General features: G+C 62.4%; 19 protein-coding genes. 10 read left to right on the forward strand and 9 right to left on the reverse strand.

The features are described 5' to 3' along the window. The first annotated feature begins 8 nt into the window (after positions 1 to 8). Genes pqqB through RYH70_RS11655 form a run of 6 tightly spaced genes read left to right on the forward strand, consistent with a single transcriptional unit; the run spans position 9 to position 7,417 of the window. Positions 9 to 920 (forward strand): pyrroloquinoline quinone biosynthesis protein PqqB, encoded by a 912-nt coding sequence (pqqB, locus tag RYH70_RS11630; RefSeq protein WP_317009157.1) that lies wholly within the window; start codon positions 9 to 11, stop codon positions 918 to 920. Next, entirely contained in the window at positions 917 to 1,681 is a 765-nt protein-coding gene (gene pqqC / locus RYH70_RS11635) for a pyrroloquinoline-quinone synthase PqqC (RefSeq protein WP_317009158.1), read from the forward strand. The genes pqqB and pqqC overlap by 4 nt, the downstream gene beginning before the upstream one ends. Next, complete coding sequence (gene pqqD / locus RYH70_RS11640; protein WP_022996528.1) at positions 1,678 to 1,956, forward strand: pyrroloquinoline quinone biosynthesis peptide chaperone PqqD; 279 nt, start codon at positions 1,678 to 1,680, stop codon at positions 1,954 to 1,956. The genes pqqC and pqqD overlap by 4 nt, the downstream gene beginning before the upstream one ends. Then, positions 1,928 to 3,076, forward strand: coding sequence for a pyrroloquinoline quinone biosynthesis protein PqqE (gene pqqE / locus RYH70_RS11645; protein WP_317009159.1), 1,149 nt, complete (start codon positions 1,928 to 1,930; stop codon positions 3,074 to 3,076). Before pqqD ends, pqqE begins: the two co-directional genes overlap by 29 nt. Beyond that, complete coding sequence (locus RYH70_RS11650; RefSeq protein WP_317009160.1) at positions 3,051 to 4,928, forward strand: alpha/beta hydrolase family protein; 1,878 nt, start codon at positions 3,051 to 3,053, stop codon at positions 4,926 to 4,928. Before pqqE ends, RYH70_RS11650 begins: the two co-directional genes overlap by 26 nt. Further along, entirely contained in the window at positions 4,925 to 7,417 is a 2,493-nt protein-coding gene (locus RYH70_RS11655; RefSeq protein ID WP_317009161.1) for an insulinase family protein, read from the forward strand. Before RYH70_RS11650 ends, RYH70_RS11655 begins: the two co-directional genes overlap by 4 nt. A 124-nt stretch (positions 7,418 to 7,541) precedes the next feature. Here RYH70_RS11655 and RYH70_RS11660 read toward each other — a convergent pair whose 3' ends face one another. After that, complete coding sequence (locus tag RYH70_RS11660; protein WP_022996208.1) at positions 7,542 to 8,138, reverse strand: glutathione S-transferase family protein; 597 nt, start codon at positions 8,136 to 8,138, stop codon at positions 7,542 to 7,544. Between the two features lie 18 nt (positions 8,139 to 8,156). Then, positions 8,157 to 8,600, reverse strand: coding sequence for a VOC family protein (locus tag RYH70_RS11665; protein WP_022996207.1), 444 nt, complete (start codon positions 8,598 to 8,600; stop codon positions 8,157 to 8,159). A gap of 141 nt (positions 8,601 to 8,741) precedes the next feature. On the opposite strand from RYH70_RS11665, the gene RYH70_RS11670 reads away from it, so the two are divergent. Continuing rightward, a complete protein-coding gene (locus RYH70_RS11670) occupies positions 8,742 to 9,620 on the forward strand; it encodes a LysR family transcriptional regulator (RefSeq protein WP_317009162.1) in 879 nt (292 codons plus the stop codon). Positions 9,621 to 9,852: 232 nt separating this feature from the next. Here RYH70_RS11670 and RYH70_RS11675 read toward each other — a convergent pair whose 3' ends face one another. Further along, complete coding sequence (locus tag RYH70_RS11675; RefSeq protein WP_317009163.1) at positions 9,853 to 11,988, reverse strand: IgaA/UmoB family intracellular growth attenuator; 2,136 nt, start codon at positions 11,986 to 11,988, stop codon at positions 9,853 to 9,855. A 159-nt stretch (positions 11,989 to 12,147) separates the two neighbouring features. Between RYH70_RS11675 and RYH70_RS11680 the strand changes: the two genes are divergently transcribed. From RYH70_RS11680 to RYH70_RS11690, 3 genes are read left to right on the forward strand one after another with little or no spacing between them, the layout of a single operon-like run. Beyond that, positions 12,148 to 12,975: a MipA/OmpV family protein gene (locus tag RYH70_RS11680; protein WP_055099653.1), complete on the forward strand. Its 828-nt coding sequence runs from the start codon at positions 12,148 to 12,150 to the stop codon at positions 12,973 to 12,975. A 19-nt stretch (positions 12,976 to 12,994) separates the two neighbouring features. Then, positions 12,995 to 13,702 carry a response regulator transcription factor gene (locus RYH70_RS11685; RefSeq protein ID WP_022996203.1) on the forward strand — a complete coding sequence of 236 codons (708 nt, stop codon included), beginning with the start codon at positions 12,995 to 12,997 and terminating at the stop codon, positions 13,700 to 13,702. Continuing rightward, a complete protein-coding gene (locus tag RYH70_RS11690; protein ID WP_317010170.1) occupies positions 13,695 to 15,008 on the forward strand; it encodes a sensor histidine kinase in 1,314 nt (437 codons plus the stop codon). The genes RYH70_RS11685 and RYH70_RS11690 overlap by 8 nt, the downstream gene beginning before the upstream one ends. Before the next feature lie 62 nt (positions 15,009 to 15,070). On the opposite strand, the gene RYH70_RS11695 is transcribed toward RYH70_RS11690, so the two are convergent. The 6 genes from RYH70_RS11695 to RYH70_RS11720 all read right to left on the reverse strand — a co-directional run bounded on the left by RYH70_RS11695 (position 15,071) and on the right by RYH70_RS11720 (position 20,788). Next, entirely contained in the window at positions 15,071 to 15,550 is a 480-nt protein-coding gene (locus RYH70_RS11695; RefSeq protein WP_080531079.1) for a hypothetical protein, read from the reverse strand. 135 nt (positions 15,551 to 15,685) lie between these two features. Next, a complete protein-coding gene (locus RYH70_RS11700; RefSeq protein WP_317009164.1) occupies positions 15,686 to 16,648 on the reverse strand; it encodes a beta propeller repeat protein in 963 nt (320 codons plus the stop codon). Positions 16,649 to 16,721: 73 nt separating this feature from the next. Beyond that, a complete protein-coding gene (locus RYH70_RS11705; protein ID WP_051414532.1) occupies positions 16,722 to 17,924 on the reverse strand; it encodes a hypothetical protein in 1,203 nt (400 codons plus the stop codon). 38 nt (positions 17,925 to 17,962) lie between these two features. Beyond that, a complete protein-coding gene (locus tag RYH70_RS11710; RefSeq protein WP_143247775.1) occupies positions 17,963 to 18,313 on the reverse strand; it encodes a hypothetical protein in 351 nt (116 codons plus the stop codon). 128 nt (positions 18,314 to 18,441) lie between these two features. Next, on the reverse strand, positions 18,442 to 19,440 hold the full coding sequence (locus RYH70_RS11715) for a DUF4150 domain-containing protein (protein ID WP_082439224.1): 999 nt from the start codon (positions 19,438 to 19,440) through the stop codon (positions 18,442 to 18,444). Next, positions 19,430 to 20,788, reverse strand: coding sequence for a DUF2169 family type VI secretion system accessory protein (locus RYH70_RS11720; protein WP_317009165.1), 1,359 nt, complete (start codon positions 20,786 to 20,788; stop codon positions 19,430 to 19,432). The genes RYH70_RS11715 and RYH70_RS11720 overlap by 11 nt, the downstream gene beginning before the upstream one ends. Position 20,789 lies beyond the last annotated feature (1 nt).

The following is a 20,789-nucleotide window of genomic DNA, read 5'->3' on the forward strand; positions in this document are numbered from 1 at the left end:
TGACGCCTATGTATATCCGAGTTCTCGGCTCGGCGGCCGGCGGCGGCTTTCCCCAGTGGAACTGCCAGTGCGCCAATTGCGCCGGGCTGCGCCAGGGCACCATCGACGCGGTGCCCCGCACCCAGTCCTCCATCGCGCTGTCCGACGATGGCGAGCACTGGATTCTTTGTAATACCTCGCCGGACATTCGCGCCCAGCTGGAAAGCACGCCGGAACTGCGCCGGACGGACGGCAAACGCGGTACCGCCATTGGCGCCATCGTGCTGATGGACAGCCAGATCGATCACACCACCGGCCTGCTGATGTTGCGCGAGGGCTGCCCCCATGAGGTGTGGTGTACCGAGATGGTCCATCAGGATCTGTGCACCGGCTTTCCGCTGTTCCGCATCCTCGACCACTGGAACGGCGGGCTGCGCTGGAACCCGATTCCGTTGGCCGGTGAGTTCCGCATCCCCTGTTGTCCGGGACTGAGCCTCACGCCAATCCCGCTGCGCAGCGCGGCGCCACCCTATTCTCCGCACCGTAATGATCCCCATCCCGGCGACAACATCGGTCTGCTGGTGGAGGATGCCAACGGCAAGCGCCTGTTCTACGCGCCCGGCCTTGGCCAGGTGGACGCCGATTTGCGCGGCCTGATGGCCAGTGCCGATTGCCTGTTGGTGGACGGCACTTTCTGGCGCGAGGACGAAATGCGCCACGCCGGCGTCGCCACCAAACCAGCCAGCGAAATGGGCCATCTGCCGCAGAGCGGCCCGGGCGGCATGCTGGAGCTGCTGGCCAGTCTGCCGGAACCCCAACGCCGGATACTCATCCATATCAATAACACCAATCCGATCCTCGACCACGGCTCCGAGGAGCGCGCCCGGGTGGAAAGCCAGGGGGTCGAGGTGGCCTACGATGGAATGGCGATCCGATTATGAGCGAGCAGGCCCCCGCCCTGCCCCTGAGCCGCGCCGAGTTCGAACAGGCGTTGCGCGACAAGGGCCGTTACTACCACATCCATCATCCTTACCACGTGGCCATGTATGAGGGCCGCGCCAGCCGCCGGCAAATCCAGGGCTGGGTGGCGAACCGGTATTACTATCAAGTGAATATTCCGGTGAAGGACGCCGCCATCCTCGCCAACTGCCGGGACCGGGATGTCCGCCGCGAATGGGTGCAGCGTATTCATGACCACGATGGCGCCGCCGGCGGCGAAGGCGGCATCGAAGCCTGGATCCGCCTGGGCGAGGCGGTGGGCCTGAGCGCCGGAGAAATACGCTCCCAGGAACATGTGCTGCCCGGGGTGCGCTTCGCGGTGGACGCCTACGTGCAGTTCGCCCGCGCCGCCAGTTGGCAGGAGGCGGCCTGTTCGTCCCTGACCGAACTGTTCGCGCCGCAGATTCACCAGTCGCGGCTGGACAGCTGGCCCCGGCACTATCCGTGGATTGGCGAGGAGGGATATCACTACTTCCGCAACCGCATGGGCGAGGCACGGCGGGACGTGGAACATGGTCTGCGCATTACGCTGGATCATTTCACTACCCGCGAGGCCCAACGGCGGGCGTTGGATATTCTGCAGTTCAAGCTGGATATTCTGTGGACCATGCTCGACGCCATGAGCATGGCCTACGAACTGGAACGGCCGCCCTACCATACCGTCACCGATAAAGGCGTCTGGCACCGGGGGTTGCAGCAATGAGCGCACCACATCACGACGCCATTCCGCTGTTGCGCCGGGGCTTCCGTCTGCAATGGGAACCGGCGCAGCAGGCCCATGTGCTGCTGTATCCGGAAGGCATGGTGAAACTGAATGACAGTGCCGCCCAGATCCTCACGCTGGTGAACGGCGAGCGCAGCGTCGCGGACATTGTCGCCACTCTGCATCAGCGCTTCCCGGAGGTACCGGATCTGGAAGCGGACGTGCTGGATTTTCTCGAGGCCGCCCATGGCAACCACTGGCTCACCGAACGCTGAGATCCGCCCGGGACCGCCGTTATGGCTGTTGGCGGAGCTGACCTACCGTTGCCCGCTGCAATGCCCCTATTGCTCCAACCCGGTGGATTTTGCCGACCAGGGCCAGGAGCTGGACACCGGGCAATGGCTGGACGTGTTCGCCCAGGCACGGGCCATGGGCGCGGCCCAGTTGGGCTTGTCCGGCGGCGAACCGCTGACCCGGCCGGATCTGATCGAGCTGGTTTCCGGCGCCCACGAACTGGGTTATTACAGTAACCTGATCACCTCCGGCATGGGGCTGAACCGGGACAAGGTCCGCGCCCTGGCGGACGCCGGCCTGGACCACATTCAGATCAGCTTCCAGGACGCCGAAGCGGCCGGCAATCAGTTGATGGCGGGCTCCCGCAAAGCGTTCCAGCATAAGTTGGAAATGGCCCGAGCGGTGAAGGCGCACGATTTTCCCATGGTGCTCAATATCGTCATTCACCGGCACAACATCGACCGTATCGGCGATATTATCCAACTGTGTCTGGACCTGGAGGCCGACTATGTGGAGCTGGCCACCTGCCAGTACTACGGCTGGGCCCACTTGAACCGGCAAGGCCTGATGCCTTCGCGGGCGCAGTTGCAACAAGCGGAACAAACGGTGGCGGACTATCGGCGCCGCCTGGAAGAGGCCACCAATCCCTGCCAGTTGATCTTCGTGGTGCCGGACTACTATGAAGAGCGCCCGAAACCCTGTATGAACGGCTGGGGCAGTATGTTCCTGACCATCACCCCGGACGGCACCGCGCTGCCCTGCCACAGTGCCCGGCAATTGCCGATCGACTTCCCCAACGTCAGAGACCACACCATCGAGACCATCTGGCATCGTTCTCCCGGCTTCAATCATTTCCGCGGCGACGCCTGGATGCCCGAACCCTGCCGCTCCTGCGACGAGAAGCACGAGGACTTCGGCGGCTGCCGCTGCCAGGCCTACATGCTCACCGGCGATGCCGCCAACGCCGATCCGGTGTGCGCCAAGTCGCCGCATCACCACACCATCGTGGCGGCGCGGGAACAGGCCGGCACACCTCTGGATCAGGTGCCGCCACTGACCTACCGTAATGAACGCAATGCCCGGCTCATCTACCGGGGCTGATCCGGCCCGATTATCGCCACTGAGCGCCCGCCAGGCGGTGGCGTCCACGGTGGAGTTCGGCGAGTTGCACAGCAACGCGCAACGGGTGATCTGGACCCGTAGCGATCCCCGCGACGGGCGCTTTCGGGTGCAGGAATGGACGGCGGCGGGCCGCCGCACCCTGACGCCGGACGGGTTCAGCGTGCGCTCTCGGGTCTACGAGTATGGTGGCAGTGCTCTGTGTCTGGGCACGGACGGTCTGGCCTTCGTCAACGAGGACGACCAGCAGCTTTATTGGCAGGGGTTTTCGCAACCGCGATGCCATCCGCTCACCGATCACCCGGATCGCCGTTACGGCGGACTGGCCTACGACCATCAACGCGACCGGATCATCGCCGTGGAAGAGCGGCCGGAGAACCAGCAAACACGGCACCGGCTGGTGGCGGTGGGGCGCGACCGCACCCTGCGGGTGCTGAGCGAGGATGCCGATTTCTATGCGTCACCCGCCATCAGTGACGACGGCCAACAGTTGGCCTGGGTGGAATGGGATCGCCCTCATCAGCCCTGGACGGCCAGCCGCCTGCGCCACGTGAAACTGACTGACCACGGCTTGCCCGGCACGGCCCTGCCCGGCCTCGATAAACCGGAGCATTCGGCGCAACAACCCCGTTTCGACCGGCAAGGGCGTTTGCTCTGCCTGTTCGACGGCAGCGGACACTGGCGCCCATGGCGGTTCGGGCATGGACAGTGGCAATGTCTGCCCGGCAGGGAAGCGGATCACACCCCCAGTCCCTGGCTACTCGGCTCCCGCCATTACGATACCCTGCCGGACGGCAGCCCGGTGGTGGCCTGGTGGCGGGACGGCCGGGGCCATTTGAGCGTTGCGGGAGACACCGTCCCGCCGGCGGCGATGCCTTCGGACTATCGGCATTTTCTTGCCATCAGCGCCGGCCCCCTGGGCGTGTTCTGTCTCGCCGCCGGGCCACGCCGGGGCACCACGTTATTGCATCTGAGCGCAAAAGAAGGCGGCGATCTCTCCATACTCGATGCCGCGCCCCTGCCTCTGGAAGCGGGCACGGTATCAGAACCGCAACCGCTGACGTTCACCAGCGCCGACGACACTCACCGCCACGGCTTTTACTACCCGCCCTGCCCCGGCGACTGCACGCCACCGCCCTTGTTGGTGACGGTTCACGGTGGCCCGACTTCGGCCAGTTTTCCGCTGTTCAATCCGGCAATACAGTTCTGGACTCAGCGCGGATTCGCCGTGCTGGACCTGAATTACCGGGGCAGCGTCGGCTTCGGCCGTGCGTATCGTCAGTCCCTGGCGGGACAGTGGGGCGTCAGCGACGTGGACGATGTGCTGTACGCGGTGCAGACACTGATAAGGGAACGGCTGGCGGATCCGCGCCGGCTGTTCCTGCGAGGACAAAGCGCCGGCGGCTTCACCGTGCTCAACACCCTGGCCCGCGCGCCGGCCACATTCCGCGCCGCCGCCAGCTTGTACGGCGTCAGCGATCCGCTCCGGTTGCGCCGGCAAACGCACAAATTCGAAGCGGACTACATCGACTGGCTGATCGGTGATCCCGAGCGGGACGCGGACCGTTATCAGGCCCGCTCACCGTTGGCCAACGCCGCGCGCCTGCGCACTCCGACCCTGTTTTTCCAGGGCCTGCGCGACGCCGTCGTGCTACCCGAACAAACCGAAGCCATGGTGGCGGCGTTGCACGCCAACGGCGTGCCGGTGGAGTGCGTGCGCTTCGCCGAAGAGCAGCATGGCTTTCGCTTGCCGCGCAACCGGGCACTGGTGCTGGAACGGGAACTGGCCTTCTACCGACGCCATGCCCCCATTGGCCAGGAGTCCGGCCAATGACCGCATTCACTGTCCACGACCCGCGACGGTTGCCACAGTCTCACTCCCGGGCGCGCCTCTATCATCACGAGAGCGGCCTGCGCACCCTGCTGCTGCCGGAGCCAGGGTCGCGGGTGACAGCCGTGCTGCAAATCGGCGTGGGCAGTCACGATGAACCCGAAACCCGCCCCGGGCTGGCACATTTGCTCGAGCATATTCTGTTCACCGGCAGTGAGCGTTATCCCGACGCCCATCACTTCGCCCGCCGCATCCAGGGCTGGAATGGCAACTACAACGCCAGCACCCTGGACGACACCATGGCGTTCTTCTTCACCGTGGACGCGGAAGGACTGGCCCCCTGCCTGGCCCATCTGATCGACATGCTGAGCCGGCCCTTGCTGACCGAGGAATCGGTGGCGCGGGAGCGACGGATTCTGGATGCCGAGTTCCGAACCCGGCTGGCGGATCCGCGCCTGCATCGTCAGGCGCTGTTGGCTCGGCTGGCGCGGCCGTCACATCCGCTGGCCCGCTTCACCGCCGGCAACGCCCACAGCCTGAGCGCCCCCCTGGCTTCCCTGACCGGGGAGGTCCGGGCCTTTCACGCTTGCTGGTTCCGCGCCGGCAACATGACACTGGTTCTGCGGGGCGCGCTACCGGACAACGTGGATGGCGTACTGGCGGAAACGCTTTCACGGCTGCCCAGCGGCCCGATCCCATCCCGGCCACCTCTGCCCACGGCATTCCCCAGCGACATCCAGCAACAGGACTGGCTCTGGCGGGCCCCGCGGTCCGATACCAGCTGCACACTGCTGTTTCCGCTACCCGAGGACGAGCGGGTCTGGCCCTGGTTGCGCCACTGGTTGCGGGAACCCGGCCAGCACGGCGCGCTGGGCGGCCTGCGCGCCACCGGCATGGCCTCGACGATCACCGTGACCGGGCAGCGCCGCAGCCGGAACCAGGGGCTGAACCAAGGGTTGAACCAAGGAGAGTGCCTGATTGAGCTGGACGCACCCGGGCGCGGCCAGGAGGCCGCCGCCCTGCTGGAGCATTGGCTGTCACGAATGGCGGCTTATGTCCCCTCCCGATGGCCGTCAACGGCGCGGCTGGCCACCCCGGACCCGGAAGGTTTTCCCGCGCCCCCGGACGCCCGGCTGGCGCGCCTGTGCTATCTGGCACGCCGCGTTGCCGGAGAGCCAGAGACGGACGCCGATACCCTGCTTGCGCCCCCAGCCCCGCCCGATGACCACACCTGGCATAACACTCTGCGGGGGCTGAGCGACACCGGCGCCATGGTCATCGACCACGACAACGGCCGGGACTTCACTCGCTTCACCCCCTGGACCGGCACGCCCTACCGCGCCATTCCACGGCAACGGCCGGCGGCAACCGATCCGTTCCAGACATTGCTGGCGCCATCGGCAACGGCCACCGCGGCCCCGCCGTCCTTGAAGACGCTCACTCGCGTCCCGGTTGATACCGAGGACACCCTCAGGCTCGGTTGGCGCTGGCCCGGTGATCAGACAATAGCGGTGGAACGGCTGAGCCTGCGTTGGCGCCTGTTGCTGGAGCACGCCTCTTTCACTAGCCCCAGAGCACGTGTCCATCAAAGCGGCGCCAAGCTGATACTGGACCTTGCCGCCGATGACACCGCTATCCGGACAACACTGGCAACCCTGTTCGCGCCTATGGACGCCCCTTGGGAACGTCTGACGGAACACCGGCATCGGATCTGGTGCCGGCAACGGGACGCGGCAGCGCCGGCGCACCGCCTGCTTCAGGTTTTGCGGGATCGCCTTGATGGCGTGACGCGGGAAAACCAGGGGCTCCTTTCCTCTCCCGCGTCGTTGTACTGCGCTTACCCACGAACCTGGCCGGAGACACGGCTGGCCACGGGGCTGTCTCCCATAACCGCCCGCTTTTTCCCCGATACCGCCACGGACACCACCCGCGCCACGCCGATTCCCACCGGGCAGCAGGCGGTTCCCTGCGCCTACCCCGATCACGCCCGTCTGCTTTATCTGCCGGCGCCGCATCGCCACGCACTGGACCGCCTGTGCTGGCGATTGCTGCAACGCCATCTGGCCGCCCCCTTCTATCAGCAGCTGCGATTACGGCAGCAGCTGGGCTATTGGGTGGACTGCCGCTATCAGGAGGAAGCGGACGGCCGCTGCGGACTGCTTCTACTGGTGCAGTCACCGGATCACGGACAGAGGGTGCTGCAAGCGGCCCTGTCTGGCTTTCTTGAAAACGCTGGCGCGCTTTTGACGGCGGCGTCCCTCGACGACTGGCAAAGGACGATACGGTCACTGCGGGCGGAAGTGGAGCGGGAACACAGCGCCTCCGGATACCCCTTTGAGCAACGCTGGAATCAGGCGTTTTATCAGCGCTCCGGAGAAGCCGACGCGGAACTTCCTCTGCTGGACCGTCTGACAGCAAAGAACTGGCGCGACGAGGTTCTGGAACGGTACGCCCTGGCCCGGCCATTTACCCTCTATTCCATCGCCGGGTGATTTGCGCCAACAAGAATACCGGCCTACGAAGCCACTGTGGGAAGCTTGCTTGCAAGCGAATTGTATTTCGGGGAAAGATTCGCTTGCAGGCAAGCTCCCACAACGGCCCTGTAGCGACCTCTGACTAAATCCCGGGCATGGGCTGAAAGCCGGGCAACGCCTTGATCCGTTCCATCCAGGCATTCACATGACGATAGGGGCGCGGATCCACGCCGCCCTCCCAAGCCACCGCCAGATAGGGAAACACCGCGCATTCGGCAATGGTGGGCCGGCCCGCGGCGAGCCATTGGTGAGTGGCCAAATGATCATCCAGCAACCTTAAAATCCGCTCGCTGCGTTCCAGCGCCAGCGCCTTGTCCAGGGCATAACCGAATTTGTCGACCAGACGCGCGGCGTTGGGACCATGCTGAATTTCATTGGCGGCCACCGATAGCCATTGCATCACCTCCCCCTGAAGGTGCGCCTCCCCCGGCCACCACGCCTCGCCACCATAGCGCCCGGCCAGATACACCAATATCGCCTGGGAATCCCGCAACACCAGTTTACCGTCCTCGAGGATGGGCAATTCCCCCCAGGGATTCAGCGCGGAAAGGCGCTCCCCTTTATGTTCGCCGGCGAGAAAGTCCACCGCTTCGATCTCCAGTGGCAGCCCCGCCAGCGCGGCGAACAAACGCACTTTATAGCAATTGCCCGAAGGCTCCAGGTCATACAGCTTCATCATTGCTCTCCTATCGAGAAATCAGTCCCGCTCGGGAATCAGTTGATTGAATTCGAGAACGTTGCCGTCGGGATCACGGATAAACAGCGCCACCCGGCGCGGACCGATCCGTTTGGGGCCTTCGGTAATGACGATGGCCTCCCGTTCCAGCCAGGCTCGCAGCGCGGCCAGGTCCTCCACCAGAAACGCCGGGTGCGTCATACCGGGCAGTTTCACCGGTTCATCCAGCAACACATTGCGACCGCCTGGCCGATGAGCGCCATTGAAAATCAGATTGATCCGCACCCCGGCCGTGGTGACCATTTCATTGGCTTCGGCGTCGGGAAAATGGTGGGTTTGCCGGAACCCCAGGCGTTCATAGAAACGCAGCGACCGGCGCCGATCGGTTACCCGGATGCCCACGTGGTCATAGCCAGTCGCCGTCACCGGGCAGTCATGCGATGTCGTCGGATCGTCCACCTGCATAGCCCAAAACCTCCACTTTCGGCCTATTGATTGGCCACCGATGCTGACCTAGTTTGGATAGGTGAAAAATGGCCCCGAGCGCAGAACAGTATTACGCGCGGCGCACAAATCAGCCCGGTGCGGGAGCCTGGAGAGCGAAGCATGGATAAATTGAAAGCGATGGCCACCTTCGTGCGTATCGTCGACAGCGGCAGTCTCAGCGCGGCGGCGGACGCGCAAGGACAATCCCCGGCTTCAGTGGTGCGCAGCCTGGCGGCGCTGGAACGTTCCCTGAACGTCCGTCTCCTCAATCGCACCACCCGCCAATTGTCGCTCACTGATGAAGGCCGGGATTATCTGGCGCGCTGCCGGCGCATTCTGACCGAAGTGAGCGAGGCGGAAAGCGCGTTGCAGGAACGTCAGAAAGGGCCTTCCGGCATCGTGGGAATCACCGCTCCGGAGACCTTTGGCCGCTATCACGTGGCGCCCCTGGTGAACCGCTTTCTCAGTGACCACCCCGCCATGCGCGTCAATCTGGTGCTGGATGACAAGGTGGTGAATCTGGTCGAAGCGGGCCTGGATCTGGCGATCCGAATCGGGCATCCACGGGATTCCTCCCTGGTTGTCCGTCCCCTTGGACAGATGTCGATGGTGGTGTGCGCCAGTCCGGACTATCTGGAGAGCCAGGGAGAACCAGTGACGCCGCAAGAACTGGGACATCGCCCCTGTGTGCTGTTCGCACCGCAGGGGCCGCTATGGAGCTTTCACGACCAGACGGTACGGATCAATCCCACCCTCGTCACCAACCAGATCGAAAGCGCCCGGCAGGCCTGCATCGCCGGCCTCGGCTTCGGACGTTTCTATCACTATCAGGTACGCGATGCCCTGACGGACGGTACTCTGGTAAAAGTGTTGGAAGCCTTCGAGCCGGATCCCATTCCGGTACTGTTGACCTACCCGCACTCGCAACTGCTGCCACGGCGGGTACGCTATGTGATCGACTGGCTGGCGCCACGCATCACGCCCCGGCTGACGGCGTGATCAGTCACCCCAGACACGACGAAGCCGCTGTAGGAGCTTTTTCCGGGCGGCGGGCCGCTGCAAGCGAATATCCCGCGTCGGATGCCAATTCGCCAGCAGGCTGGCTCCCACAGACCATGCTACGAAGCCCCTGTGGGAGCTTGCCTGCAAGCGAATATCCCCAACGCCAAAACCAGTTCGCTAGCAAGGCTGGCCCCTACAGACCCGACTACGAAAAACCTCCGTGGGACGGTCACGCCCAGCCATGCAGCCGGGCCAGATCCGCTTCACGGCGCCGCCGGGCGCGGTACTGTTGTACCGCCAACCAGATGTGAACCGGCAGTAGCACGGCGCACAACAGTATCCAGAAGCTGAGCAGCAGCGAGCGCCAGGGCCAGTCCAGTTGGCGAGTGACATCCACCACCAATATCGGCGCACCCGATTCGTCCTCGCCGCGATGGACCACCATCCCCTTGGCCGAGAACGGCTCCGCGCTACCTGGCGTGGTCAGTTCGACGAAACGCCGCCACAATTGAATATCGGTCATCGATGCCGGTGTCAGCCCCGGGTCGCCAATCATGTGCACCAGCACACCGCCTTTTTCCTTTTCATGGATCTGGCGGCCAAGATCCGGCACCACCTGTTCCGCCCGTTCCCGCCCCACCGCGCGCAGACGGCGCTTTACCAGGCTAAGCTGAGAGCGCCCTATTACCGCTTGCAGCGGTTTCTCACCGTCATAGCCGGCCACCTCCTCGCGCAGTGTCCGCCAATCGCTGGGCCGTTCCGGCAAGGCGACACGGAGATGTTCGACGATGGTATCGCGCAGGTAGGCACAGGCGTGCTGTTGCCGCGACCCGCAAGCATTCTCCACCAGTTCGATCAACTCCTCGGGGTTGCTTACCACCAGCGGCGCCTGACCCGGATCCCGGCCGTACAGCTTCACCATCATCTCCACATACGGATCCCGGCGCGTTTTCACCACCTCATCGGAGAACAGCCCGGCGGTGAGCTCGTCGATCTCCACCCGGGGCAGCTCGGAAGTATCGCCTCCCCAGCGGATCCAGTCACAGTGCACTCTGGGATACTGCCAATCCCCCATCGATGCACGCACCTGGCACCGCCCCGAACCGGCCAGATCCACCATGCTGCCGGGACCCGGCGGCGCCGCCAGCAGATCCGACGCCTCCCGCGCTTCCACATAGCTGCTCCCGGACACCGCGTTCCAGGCCAGCATCAGATCAGCCCAGGGCGCCCGAGACAACAACAACGCCACCACCAGCGCCACACCCGCCACCAGCGCCATGGTGAAGTGGCGCCCCCAGTAGGCCAGCGGAAAGCGTCGGATTTCCTCGTCCAGGGACAGCTGGCGGTTGTAATTGACCACCGAGTAGTCGTCCACGCGCAGGTCCATCTCCAGGCGCTGACCGTCCTCATAGCTCACATGGGGGCGCCAGTGTTCCGGCAGGCTGAAGACCAGCTTGTCGCCCAGGGAGGCGGCCACGGTCACACGGCTGTTGGCTTCATCGAACAGCAGCGGCGTCAGATTCAGAGTGCCGGCAACCGTATTCACCTTCCGTGGCGGGCCGGGGCGCCAGCGGCGCCAGAACAGCCACAACGCCCAGACCGTCAACAGCACGGCGGCACCACTCCACAGGGACATTGCCAACACACTGGTCCGGGCCGTGGCGATTCCCAGGCCAATGAAAGCGAATGTCAGCAACAGCCCCGGCAAAAGCCCCACGCCCCGGCCACGACGGGCCTCGATCTCCGCCACGGTCTCGTCCCGCTGAGAGTAAATGTCCACCCGGCGTTTACGTGCCGCTTCCTCTTCGTCCTTTTCCTTGTCCCGATCCGGATCGTCATCGCTGTCGACAAACACATCCTGCAGAGCACCGCGAGCACCGTCCTGCCATTGCTGATCAGCGGTGTTACGGCGCTGATCCCGCTCCACCGCGCTGAGCAAATCGAACTCCTGGTTCAACCCGACCACCACGGCCATCTTGCCAGCGAACACCACTTCGGCGCGGTTGTGCTCGGCCAGGAACAGATCGGCGTCATATGGCAGGAACACCTCCACGCCACCAATGATGTCGTGCCAGGTGCTGGTTCCGTTGGATTCAATACCATGACGGGAATAGGCGCCTTCCAGCAGAAAAACGTCATCGCTTTCCAGCGCCAGCGGACGCTTCGGTTTGGCCGGATCGTGGACCGGCGGCAAGGCCTGCTGTTCCGCCTCGCTCAACCGGCGGATCACTCCGCCCTGCTCACGCACTTCGGCCAACGCCTTCTTGCTCCGGCGGCGACGGGATGAATAGCCGATCAGGCTGCTGGCGGTGAGCCCCAGCACTACCACGATGAACAGCAATTTGAGCAGCCCTAATAATTCCAAGGCCTTATCCTCCTTGATAAAAGTGGCGCGTATGCTACCGCATTCGCGCCGGTACGAAAAATCGCCGCCCGGTGCTTTCCCCGCGAGCCGACGACATTTTCTCCACACCCGCGACGCTAGGGTGAGTCTCCTGGCCCCACCGGCCGACTGGAGGAAAACATGTTCCCATCGTCCACATTGGCGCTTCGCCCGGGCTGGCGGAACGCGCGAGCGCTCCGGCTGATCCTGTTATTGGCCTTTCCCCCCATCGCCTTCGCTTCCCCCACGCCTTCCGGCAAAGAGCCCCACGGTAAACCGGACTGGCGTCTTATTCTTGGCGCCGGCGCCCTTTACCGTCCCGACTACCCGGGCTCCGATGACCTCGAGACACGCGCGGTACCGCTGATCTTCGCTGACTATGGGGAGCGCTTGTATCTGCGTGGTACCACCGCCGGCGCGCGATTATGGGGCAATGGCGTGTGGGGGCTGGATGCGGTGGCCCGTTATCATTCCGGCCGCGACAGCGACGACAATTCGATCCTTGAGGGGCTGGAGGATATCGATGCCGGTGTCGACGGAGGGCTTGCCCTGAACGTGGGGCGAGGCCCCTGGAAAGCGCAACTGGCCGTGTATCAGGATATCTCCAGCAGCCACGACGGCCTGCACATTGATCTGGAAGCGGGCCGAACTTTCACCCTTAATCCGCGTCTACAACTGGAACTGGAAGCCAGCGCCACCTGGGCCGACGCCGATTTCACCGATGCCTATTTCGGAATCACGCCGGATCAGGCGATGACAACCGGTCTGCCTGTGCATGAAGCCGAAGCTGGCATGAAAGATGTAGGACTGAGCCTGGGACTGAACTATTCCCCGGGCCGGCATTGGCTGGTGCGCGCGCAGGTGGGCGTGGCGCGCTTGCTCGGCGACGCCGCCGACAGCCCGCTGGTGGAAGACCACGGCTCCGCCACCCAGCCACGGGCGGCTCTGTCCATCGGCTACCGCTTTTAAGGCTTCACGGGAGGGCACCATGATCCGGTTGGCGGGCTGTAACCACCTGCAAGTTTTGATCATCGAGGACAACAGTGCCCTCGCGGGCAACTTGTTCGATTACCTGGAAGCCCGTGGTCATTATCCGGATGCGGCACCGGACGGTCTTTCGGGACTGCATCTGGCCACCCATAACCACTACGATGTCATCGTCCTGGATTGGATGTTGCCACGCCTGAACGGGCTCGATTTCCTGCAGCGCCTGCGCGACGAAGCCGGCCTCGCCACACCGGTGCTGATGCTTACCGCCAAGGACCAGCTGCCGGACAAAATCGCCGGCTTCGAGGCCGGCGCCGACGACTATCTGATCAAACCTTTCGCTCTGGCGGAACTGGAAATCCGCCTGCGGGCCCTGGTCAGCCGGGGCTGGGACGCCGGCTCCGCCGACCTCTGCGTGGGCGACTTGCGATTTGACCCTCAGACACTGGAAATCAAACGCGGCGGCCGCATGCTTTCCCTGCCGCCGGCCGGTCGGCGGCTGCTGGAAGTTTTGATGCGGGCATCCCCCAAGGTCGTGCCCCGGGAAAAACTGGAGTCCACTCTCTGGGGCGACGGCCCGCCGGATCAGGATATCCTGCGCTCGCACATGTACCACCTGCGCAAGGTGGTGGATCGTCCGTTCAGCAGAAAGCTGATTCACACCGCGCCCCGGGTGGGTTACCGGTTGTGCCAGCTTGACCATGAATAGCTGCCGGCATACCAGTCTTCGCCGGCGGATCAACAGCCGCTTCCTGCTGGTGATCATTCTTCTGACCGCCGTCATCGCCTTCCATAGCTACCTGTCCCAGTCCCTGCTGGAAAGTCAGTACTGGCGCATCATTCTGGAATCCACCCTGGCGGACCTGGATGCCGACAAACCCCTGAAAACCAGGAAGCTGCCGCAGGTCGGCCCTTTGCGTGGCTGGTACGTTCCCGCCAGGCAAGGGGAAGAGTCCGCCCCTCCGCCCTTTCGTGATTTGCCTCTGGGATTCCAGGGCCGGCAAATTGAATGGCAAGGGCGGACCTATGTGGCTCTGGTCCATCCCAATGACACCGAGCGAGTGGTGCTGGCGCTGGACATCACGGAACTGGAAACACAACAAAATCAGGGTGCCGTGCTCGGCGCGGTAATCGCCGTCATCAGCTTGATGTTGGCGATTCTGCTGGTACGTTCGCTGGCCCGGCGCCTCTCCGCGCCGGTCAAGGACATCGCCAAACGCATGGCGTCCCTGGATCCACGAGAGGCCGGCGCCCGTCTGCCGGTCGACTACAAGGAAGTGGAGATTCACCACATCGCCCAGGCCGCCAACGGCTATCTGGACCGGGTGGACAAATTCATCGACCGGGAGCGGCAACTGCTCGATCAGGCCAGCCATGAATTCCGCACCCCCATCGCCGTGATCGCCAGCGCGGTGGATGTGCTCGATACCCTGCCGGCGTTACCGGCGACGGCTCACCGGCCACTTCACCGTATTCGGGAGACGGTGGATAACCTGCACGAAATCATGGCCGCTCTGCTGTTCCTGTCACGGGAGCAACCTGCGGATAACGGCACGCGGGAGTGGTGCGATCTGCGTGAGCTTCTGCCCGCGCTGGTCCACGATCATCAACATCTGGTGTCGAACAAACCGGTGGCATTCGAGCTCACCCCCTTGCCCGCCACCGTTTTGAACACGCCCGCCGCCATGCTTCGTATCGCCGTGAGCAACCTGCTCCGCAATGCCGCCGAAAATACTCATCAGGGGTCCATCGGAATCGATGTCAATACCGATGACGGCGTGCTATTGCGGATCACCGACACCGGCGTGGGCTTCGACCCGGAACAGGTTGCCCGCGACTACACCCAAAGTCTGCGCGCGCTGCCCGCCCCGGGAACAGGCCCCGGGCTCGGCTTGTTTCTGAGCCAGCGGATCTGCGAACATTTTGGTTGGAGACTGAGTTTCGATTCGATACCGAACGGCGGAACCCGGGCCACTCTCGATCTGAGTAACAGTGTCGCTACACCCCAGCTGTAGGAGCCAGCCCACTCTGAGTTCATAGCGATTAGCGCTCAAGAGAGGAACAGAGGCGGGGATTATCAGACTTCAACAGGCATGAACCTGACGAAGATGATCTCCCTGCTTTTGATATCCAGCTTGATATTAACGGTGATGTTCGGGATAAGGCCATCGTAGGTCAAAAAGTGGCCACCGAAGAACTCCCCGCTATAGCCAGGCTCTCCCAGCAGCGACACAATGTCACTCCCCGTCATATCCATTCTTAAGCCCAGCGGCAAATCACTGGTAAAAGGCCCGATATCGTCCTCGTACTTCGGATTCTGTGCGGTGACATCCTCCAGAAACAGCAGACCGTCACTACGTGGCTTGCCATAAATTTCGGCATAGGAAGAGGTGAACTGCAAAACGACCGTACCGTTGTCGGCCAACAGCTCCGCGGAGGGCAGATCCTCGGCCGTCAGCCTTTGTTCGACCCCTGATCCGATCAGGAAATCATCGAGTTCCGGATAGCTCGAGGCATGCCCTATAAAATCAATAGCCCTTTTGATATTCACACTCATAAAAATCCGACCACGCAGGATTAAAAGTCAACCGGCCAAGGGGTATGAATAATCAGGTCCAGTAGCAAATTCAACTTTCTTCCTCGAATTCAGCCATGACCATTTCCAAGTTGATGTGCTTTATCAAAACCAAACTTATCGATTATTCGGATGTTCAAAGCACTCCCATTCGTTGCCGTCGAAGCGAAGCAGTTTCTTCGGCGAAAGAGCCCAAAGAACCCCATCCCTGGCTTCAATATCAGAGACGTCTCTCAAATTCAGTTTGTCACTGATATCCAGACGTTCTGGCTTCTCATTTCGCATGGAATAAATGCCGTCGTCAGCGGCAATATAAATAGAACCTTCATAGGAAGTAATGGACAAGAAGTCCCATTCCGATGTTTTTCGGGCAACAACTTTGAAACCCTGTCGCGCATTGCCCCGCAGCACCGTCCCCACACTCCCCGCGATCCACAGCTCCGATGGCGACACAACATGAATACAATTCAGGTGAGAACCGGTAACACGATTCAGCCGGCTCCAGTCCTGGCCATCGTAGTGAGCAATAAAGCCATCACTACCGACGACATACAGGTCATCCTCATTCGGGCCGTTGATATCATAAAGCGCGATCTCATGATCCATTGTATCAATCATGCTCTGGATCATTTGTTGCCGCTCTTCTTCCGTGATTCCCGAAGACGGCTGAGCGGAGAGCGGAGCCTGCAGCAAACCAGCATCACAATGCTCCCAACCTGTATCCACCCTCCTGTAGACCTGGCCGCCATGGCCGCAAACGTACAGATGTTTTCCCAGCTTGCGAATTCTGTTCACCGGACCGTAATTCGGGCCGCCTTCCTTATCGCCCGCATCGTCTATCACCTCAATGATGGTGCCATCCCGGCTGTAGCACTCGACCTCGCCGTCTATGTTGAGCGCATAGGCTTTTCGCGTTTCATTGGCCATCGGTTCCGGGAAACACGTTGAGACCACCTCCCAGTTCGGCAGCTCATGATAGAACCATTTCTCTTCCGTCTGATCCTGGTATATAAACATCACGGAATAAGGCGCATCCTCCGACTCAGTCCATAGGTCCGGGGAAGAAGCGATGTAGTACATATCCCGATTTATTGCGCAGCCATTTACGAATGTAATCGGTGAACCTTTCGTGTTTGACATAGTATTGCCTTTTCTAGAATTCCCCGGGTCCTTCACTACCCAAGTCGCCAAACGACAGCTCACGCGTCAGTTTGCCGCTCTTATTAGCCCTGACCTTGAAGTCCGGCCCCATTCCTTTCGCTTGATGGTAAGCGCGTAATTGAGCCGCGAGGCTGGATGTCTTGCAACCGGTGACCGAAGCCGCAGCTTTAGCCCCCGCCATCTCCAAAGCAAGCAGGCTGGCCGTTCCCGGAGGGGAACCCAGTGCACCAATTCCAGGCTCATACTTTTGGTCGTATAGCCGGTGCACTCGGGTATGCTGGCTTCTCGTCAGGCAGATCACAAGACCCTCCGGCTCGGATAAGCCACCGGGAATCTGACGTCTTCCCGCACCTTTACGACCTCCGAGTCTGAACGCCCGATCAGGGACGACATGATGCCCAATCTTTTCTTCTGCTTTACAGGTGTCGGGCCGGTAAGGCCTGAGAACACATTTCCCCCGCCCCTTGGTTTTAGCGCCATCGCCTTTCCCATCTTTACCGCCGCCGCTCGTCGAAGGCTCATTCGCCCTTTTCGCCCCCTGCTCCGTCGCTTCCCTGGCTCCCTTGCCCGCGCCTTCCAGGGCGTCCGCTCCTTTACGCACGCCCTTGGCGGCGGTGGCGCCCCAGCCGGCGAAGGGAATCATTGCGGCGGCGGACAGAGCGGCACCGGCATAATCGCCGCGCGCCAAACTGACCAGGGCATTTATACCGTCGGCCACCTCTCCGACCACGGGAATCAGGCCCGCGCCATCAAGGACCAACTGGGTGCCATCCAGAATGCCTTCACCGTTCCGGGACCAGAACCCTTCTTCCTGTTCGGTTTCCGGCTCCAGCGGAGGGTTGGCCTCGCTGGCCGGTCCCGGAGTGGCGCCGGTTTCGCCGACCACTCGCCCTATGGTGTTACCACCGCCGTGGCTCTGAATGGAGCGGTTCTGGCGGCCAATAGGCGCTTGCTCTTCTTCCTCGTCCGGCGGTTCGAACTCGGGAAGATCCAAATCCGGATGCGCCTCTCGATAGGCGGCGTAATCGTCATAGCTGAGCAGCTCCCGGGACAACGGCGTTGCAATGGTTTCATCCGCCGGGAACACCTCCATAAGAACCCCTTCGGTTCTGGGGTTCACATGCAGCCAATCGCCATTCGGCAGTTCCCTGCCCCCGTAGATCGTGATCGGGGGTAATACGATGACGTCATCCATCTCCGGCATCCCTTCCCATAGCCATTCCGGTCCGGTACTTATCGGCCCCGCACCTTGACGATGATGACATCCGTGATTCGCCAGCGACCATTTTCATCCAAGGCAATCGGCGCATGGAAAAAACGCATCATCGGCGCCCGCGGCATCTGTTGCCGTTCGAACACCGGCCTCCCGGAAATCTCAGTGAGGCGCCAGCCGCCTATTCTGGCCACGCCGTCTTCACTGATCATGGGCGCGGAATGATCACGCAGTTCGCCAATCAGGAAACCGTAGTCCTGCTCCGGCTTTTTTTCCGACAGGACTTCAATCAGGTTTTCTTTAAGCGCTTCCAGATCCGCCATGGTGAGCGGGTGGACGCCGTCGGCGGTGTTCACTTCGATACTGGTCATGGTGGTATCCATTGGCGGGGGCTGCCCGCTGTTATTTCCGTTGTTGTTTCCAACACAGGCCTGAGTCAAGGCGGTCAGGCACAAGAGACTCAACAAAAACGAGCAACGCTCCATGGCCCTGAGCATATTCATTCCTCCTCGGGCGGGGTGTCGCTTTCACCCGGGCACTTCCATACCGAGCGAGGTACTTTCCTTTTACGGGCCGTCTCCTCCTGTCCCGCTATGCGGTCTCCTCTCTCTGGTGGCCGCGTCGTGCCATCGCTCAATTGCACATCACCGGAAGCGTTCACTCCCACCGGAAAAGCCGCGTTTGGATCCGCCGGAATAGGATAGGTCTCTTGTACGAACCGCTCGATGTCATCACGGTTCGGCACAAGCGCGCCATCCGCTTTGGTGGTCCGGAACTCGAACCCGTCGATGTCCGGTGCTGGCATCCCTCGTTCAATGGCCCATGCCTCGGTTCTGTAGTAGGCATCTTCCTCCATCGCCTGCCAGCTCATGGACGGGTCCTGATGTTTGTGTATCAGCTCGTGATAAGCGGTGGTCGCGGCGGCTTGCGCGGACCCGGTCGCCAGCATCAACAGCGAATCACCACCCCAGGAGCCGCCGCCAGGAAAGCGATCAACAGTCCATTGGCTGCCGTCGTAGATAAGGTCGTCATAGTAGATATCATCGGCAATGTAGACATCGGTCTCGGCCAGATCATCCACCACGTCCTTATCCTTGGGACACAGCACCTTCAACAACTCGGCAATGGTCCAGTTGCCACCATGGCTGCCGTTCATCCAAAACTCGTCGTCGTGGCGGACAACCGGTTTGCCTTGTACGAAGACACTGCTGCTGCGCCCCTTGGGCCAGCTCGCCGCCCCCACCGTACCACTCTTCACCCCCTTGGCACTGCCGGCGGCATCCCCCAGGGTTTTGGACACCAGACTGGCATCGAACAGCACCAATTCATGGCCGTTGGCACGCACCGTGGCCGCGGTCTTGCCGCTCTGCGCCAGCTCGGCGGTAACCGGGTACGGCACCGGCGGCGTGCTGCTGCCCATGGGCGTCTTGCAAACATCCGGGGCCAGGCTCACTACCTTCCAGCCACCTTGCTTGCGGGCGATGTAGTCATCCGCCATCCGTGGTTTCCTCCACTTCGATCCCGGCCTTCACCAGCGGCGCTTCCGGATCGGTCTCAAACCGGGCTTCGATCACGCGTACCGGCGTCCCCTGGGGAATCGAAATCCGGTGGGTCACATGCAGTTCCATGGTTTCGGTATCGACGATCAGGGTGTCGGTCAACAGCGGCATCGGCACCATGGCCCCGTTGCTCATCCGCAGCAAAACAAAGGGCTTGTGTTGCGGCAGCTCGGTTCGCAAATAGCCGCGCGGCGTTTGCGACGGGTCGGTCAGATGCCACAACTCAATACGCGTTCCCGGTAACGGATACTCGACCTGTTGATCCGCCGGCGCGCCATTCCAATAAGCGAAATCGAAATCCTCCGGCAAGCCGGGCCAGCGCCGCTTCAGCCAGTCATCATCGTAAGTCCCGGCATGAGCCAACCTCGGTGCCCAGGCACGGCCGACAATGCCAAACCCCGCCGGCGCGGCGCCGTACCCGGCCGCCAGACGCGCCATTGCCGTGGCGTCCTGTTCACCGTCCGGATGACGGCCCCTCACCAGCTCACGGCATGGCTGTTGCGGGTCTTCAATTCGCGGCGCCGGCAGCCGGGTCAGCGACTGACCGGCCTTGTTCGCCAGGCGGCGATGACGGCGCTCGATCCAGCCACGGCCCAAAGGGTTGCTGAAACAGACTTCATTGAGCCAATGAGAAGGCGCGGACGGATCGCCGGCATGGCCGGGATTGGCGACTTCACTACGCCCACCAAAGGCATATTCCCAGCGCAATGGCACCGTCCGCGCACGGGCCGGGCGGGACAGCCACCAGCGTCCCCAGCGGCGTTTGAAATAACGCTCCCCGGTGACTTGGAGCACCTTGTCCATCAGCACGCGGGCGGTGGGCGCCTGTAATCGAGTCCGCTCCGCCTGCTGAAGCTCAAGCTGCCACTGATCCCGCTGTTTTTCCGACAACGGCATACGGGGGTTCAGCGGCCGCGGCGGCGGTGTCTGTATCTCCGCGGGAGCCATCGGCAGACTCAGCTTGAAGCGCACCCGCCATGATCGGGATGGCTTGCCCCCGGGCGCGTGAGCCTGCCCTCTGAGCAGGACATCGCACTTGGGTTTGTATGGCGCCAGATCGCTTTCCTCGAAAGCGCTGGAGTGCCCCGGCTCTCCGTAGTAACGGTCTTCCATACACAACGGCAGCGGTTCATCGTCCATCACCCGGGCATGAAACACGCCGGCCTCGTTGTCGTCGGGTACAAGACGGTAGCCCACTTTCATCGCGATGATGCGATGCTCGGCGCCGGCCGGATCCAGACCACCGTAGCAAAGCGCATCGAAAGGCGTGAGGTTGAGGAATTCCATC

This window comes from Alloalcanivorax xenomutans, assembly GCF_032810065.1.
Lineage (GTDB): Bacteria > Pseudomonadota > Gammaproteobacteria > Pseudomonadales > Alcanivoracaceae > Alloalcanivorax > Alloalcanivorax xenomutans.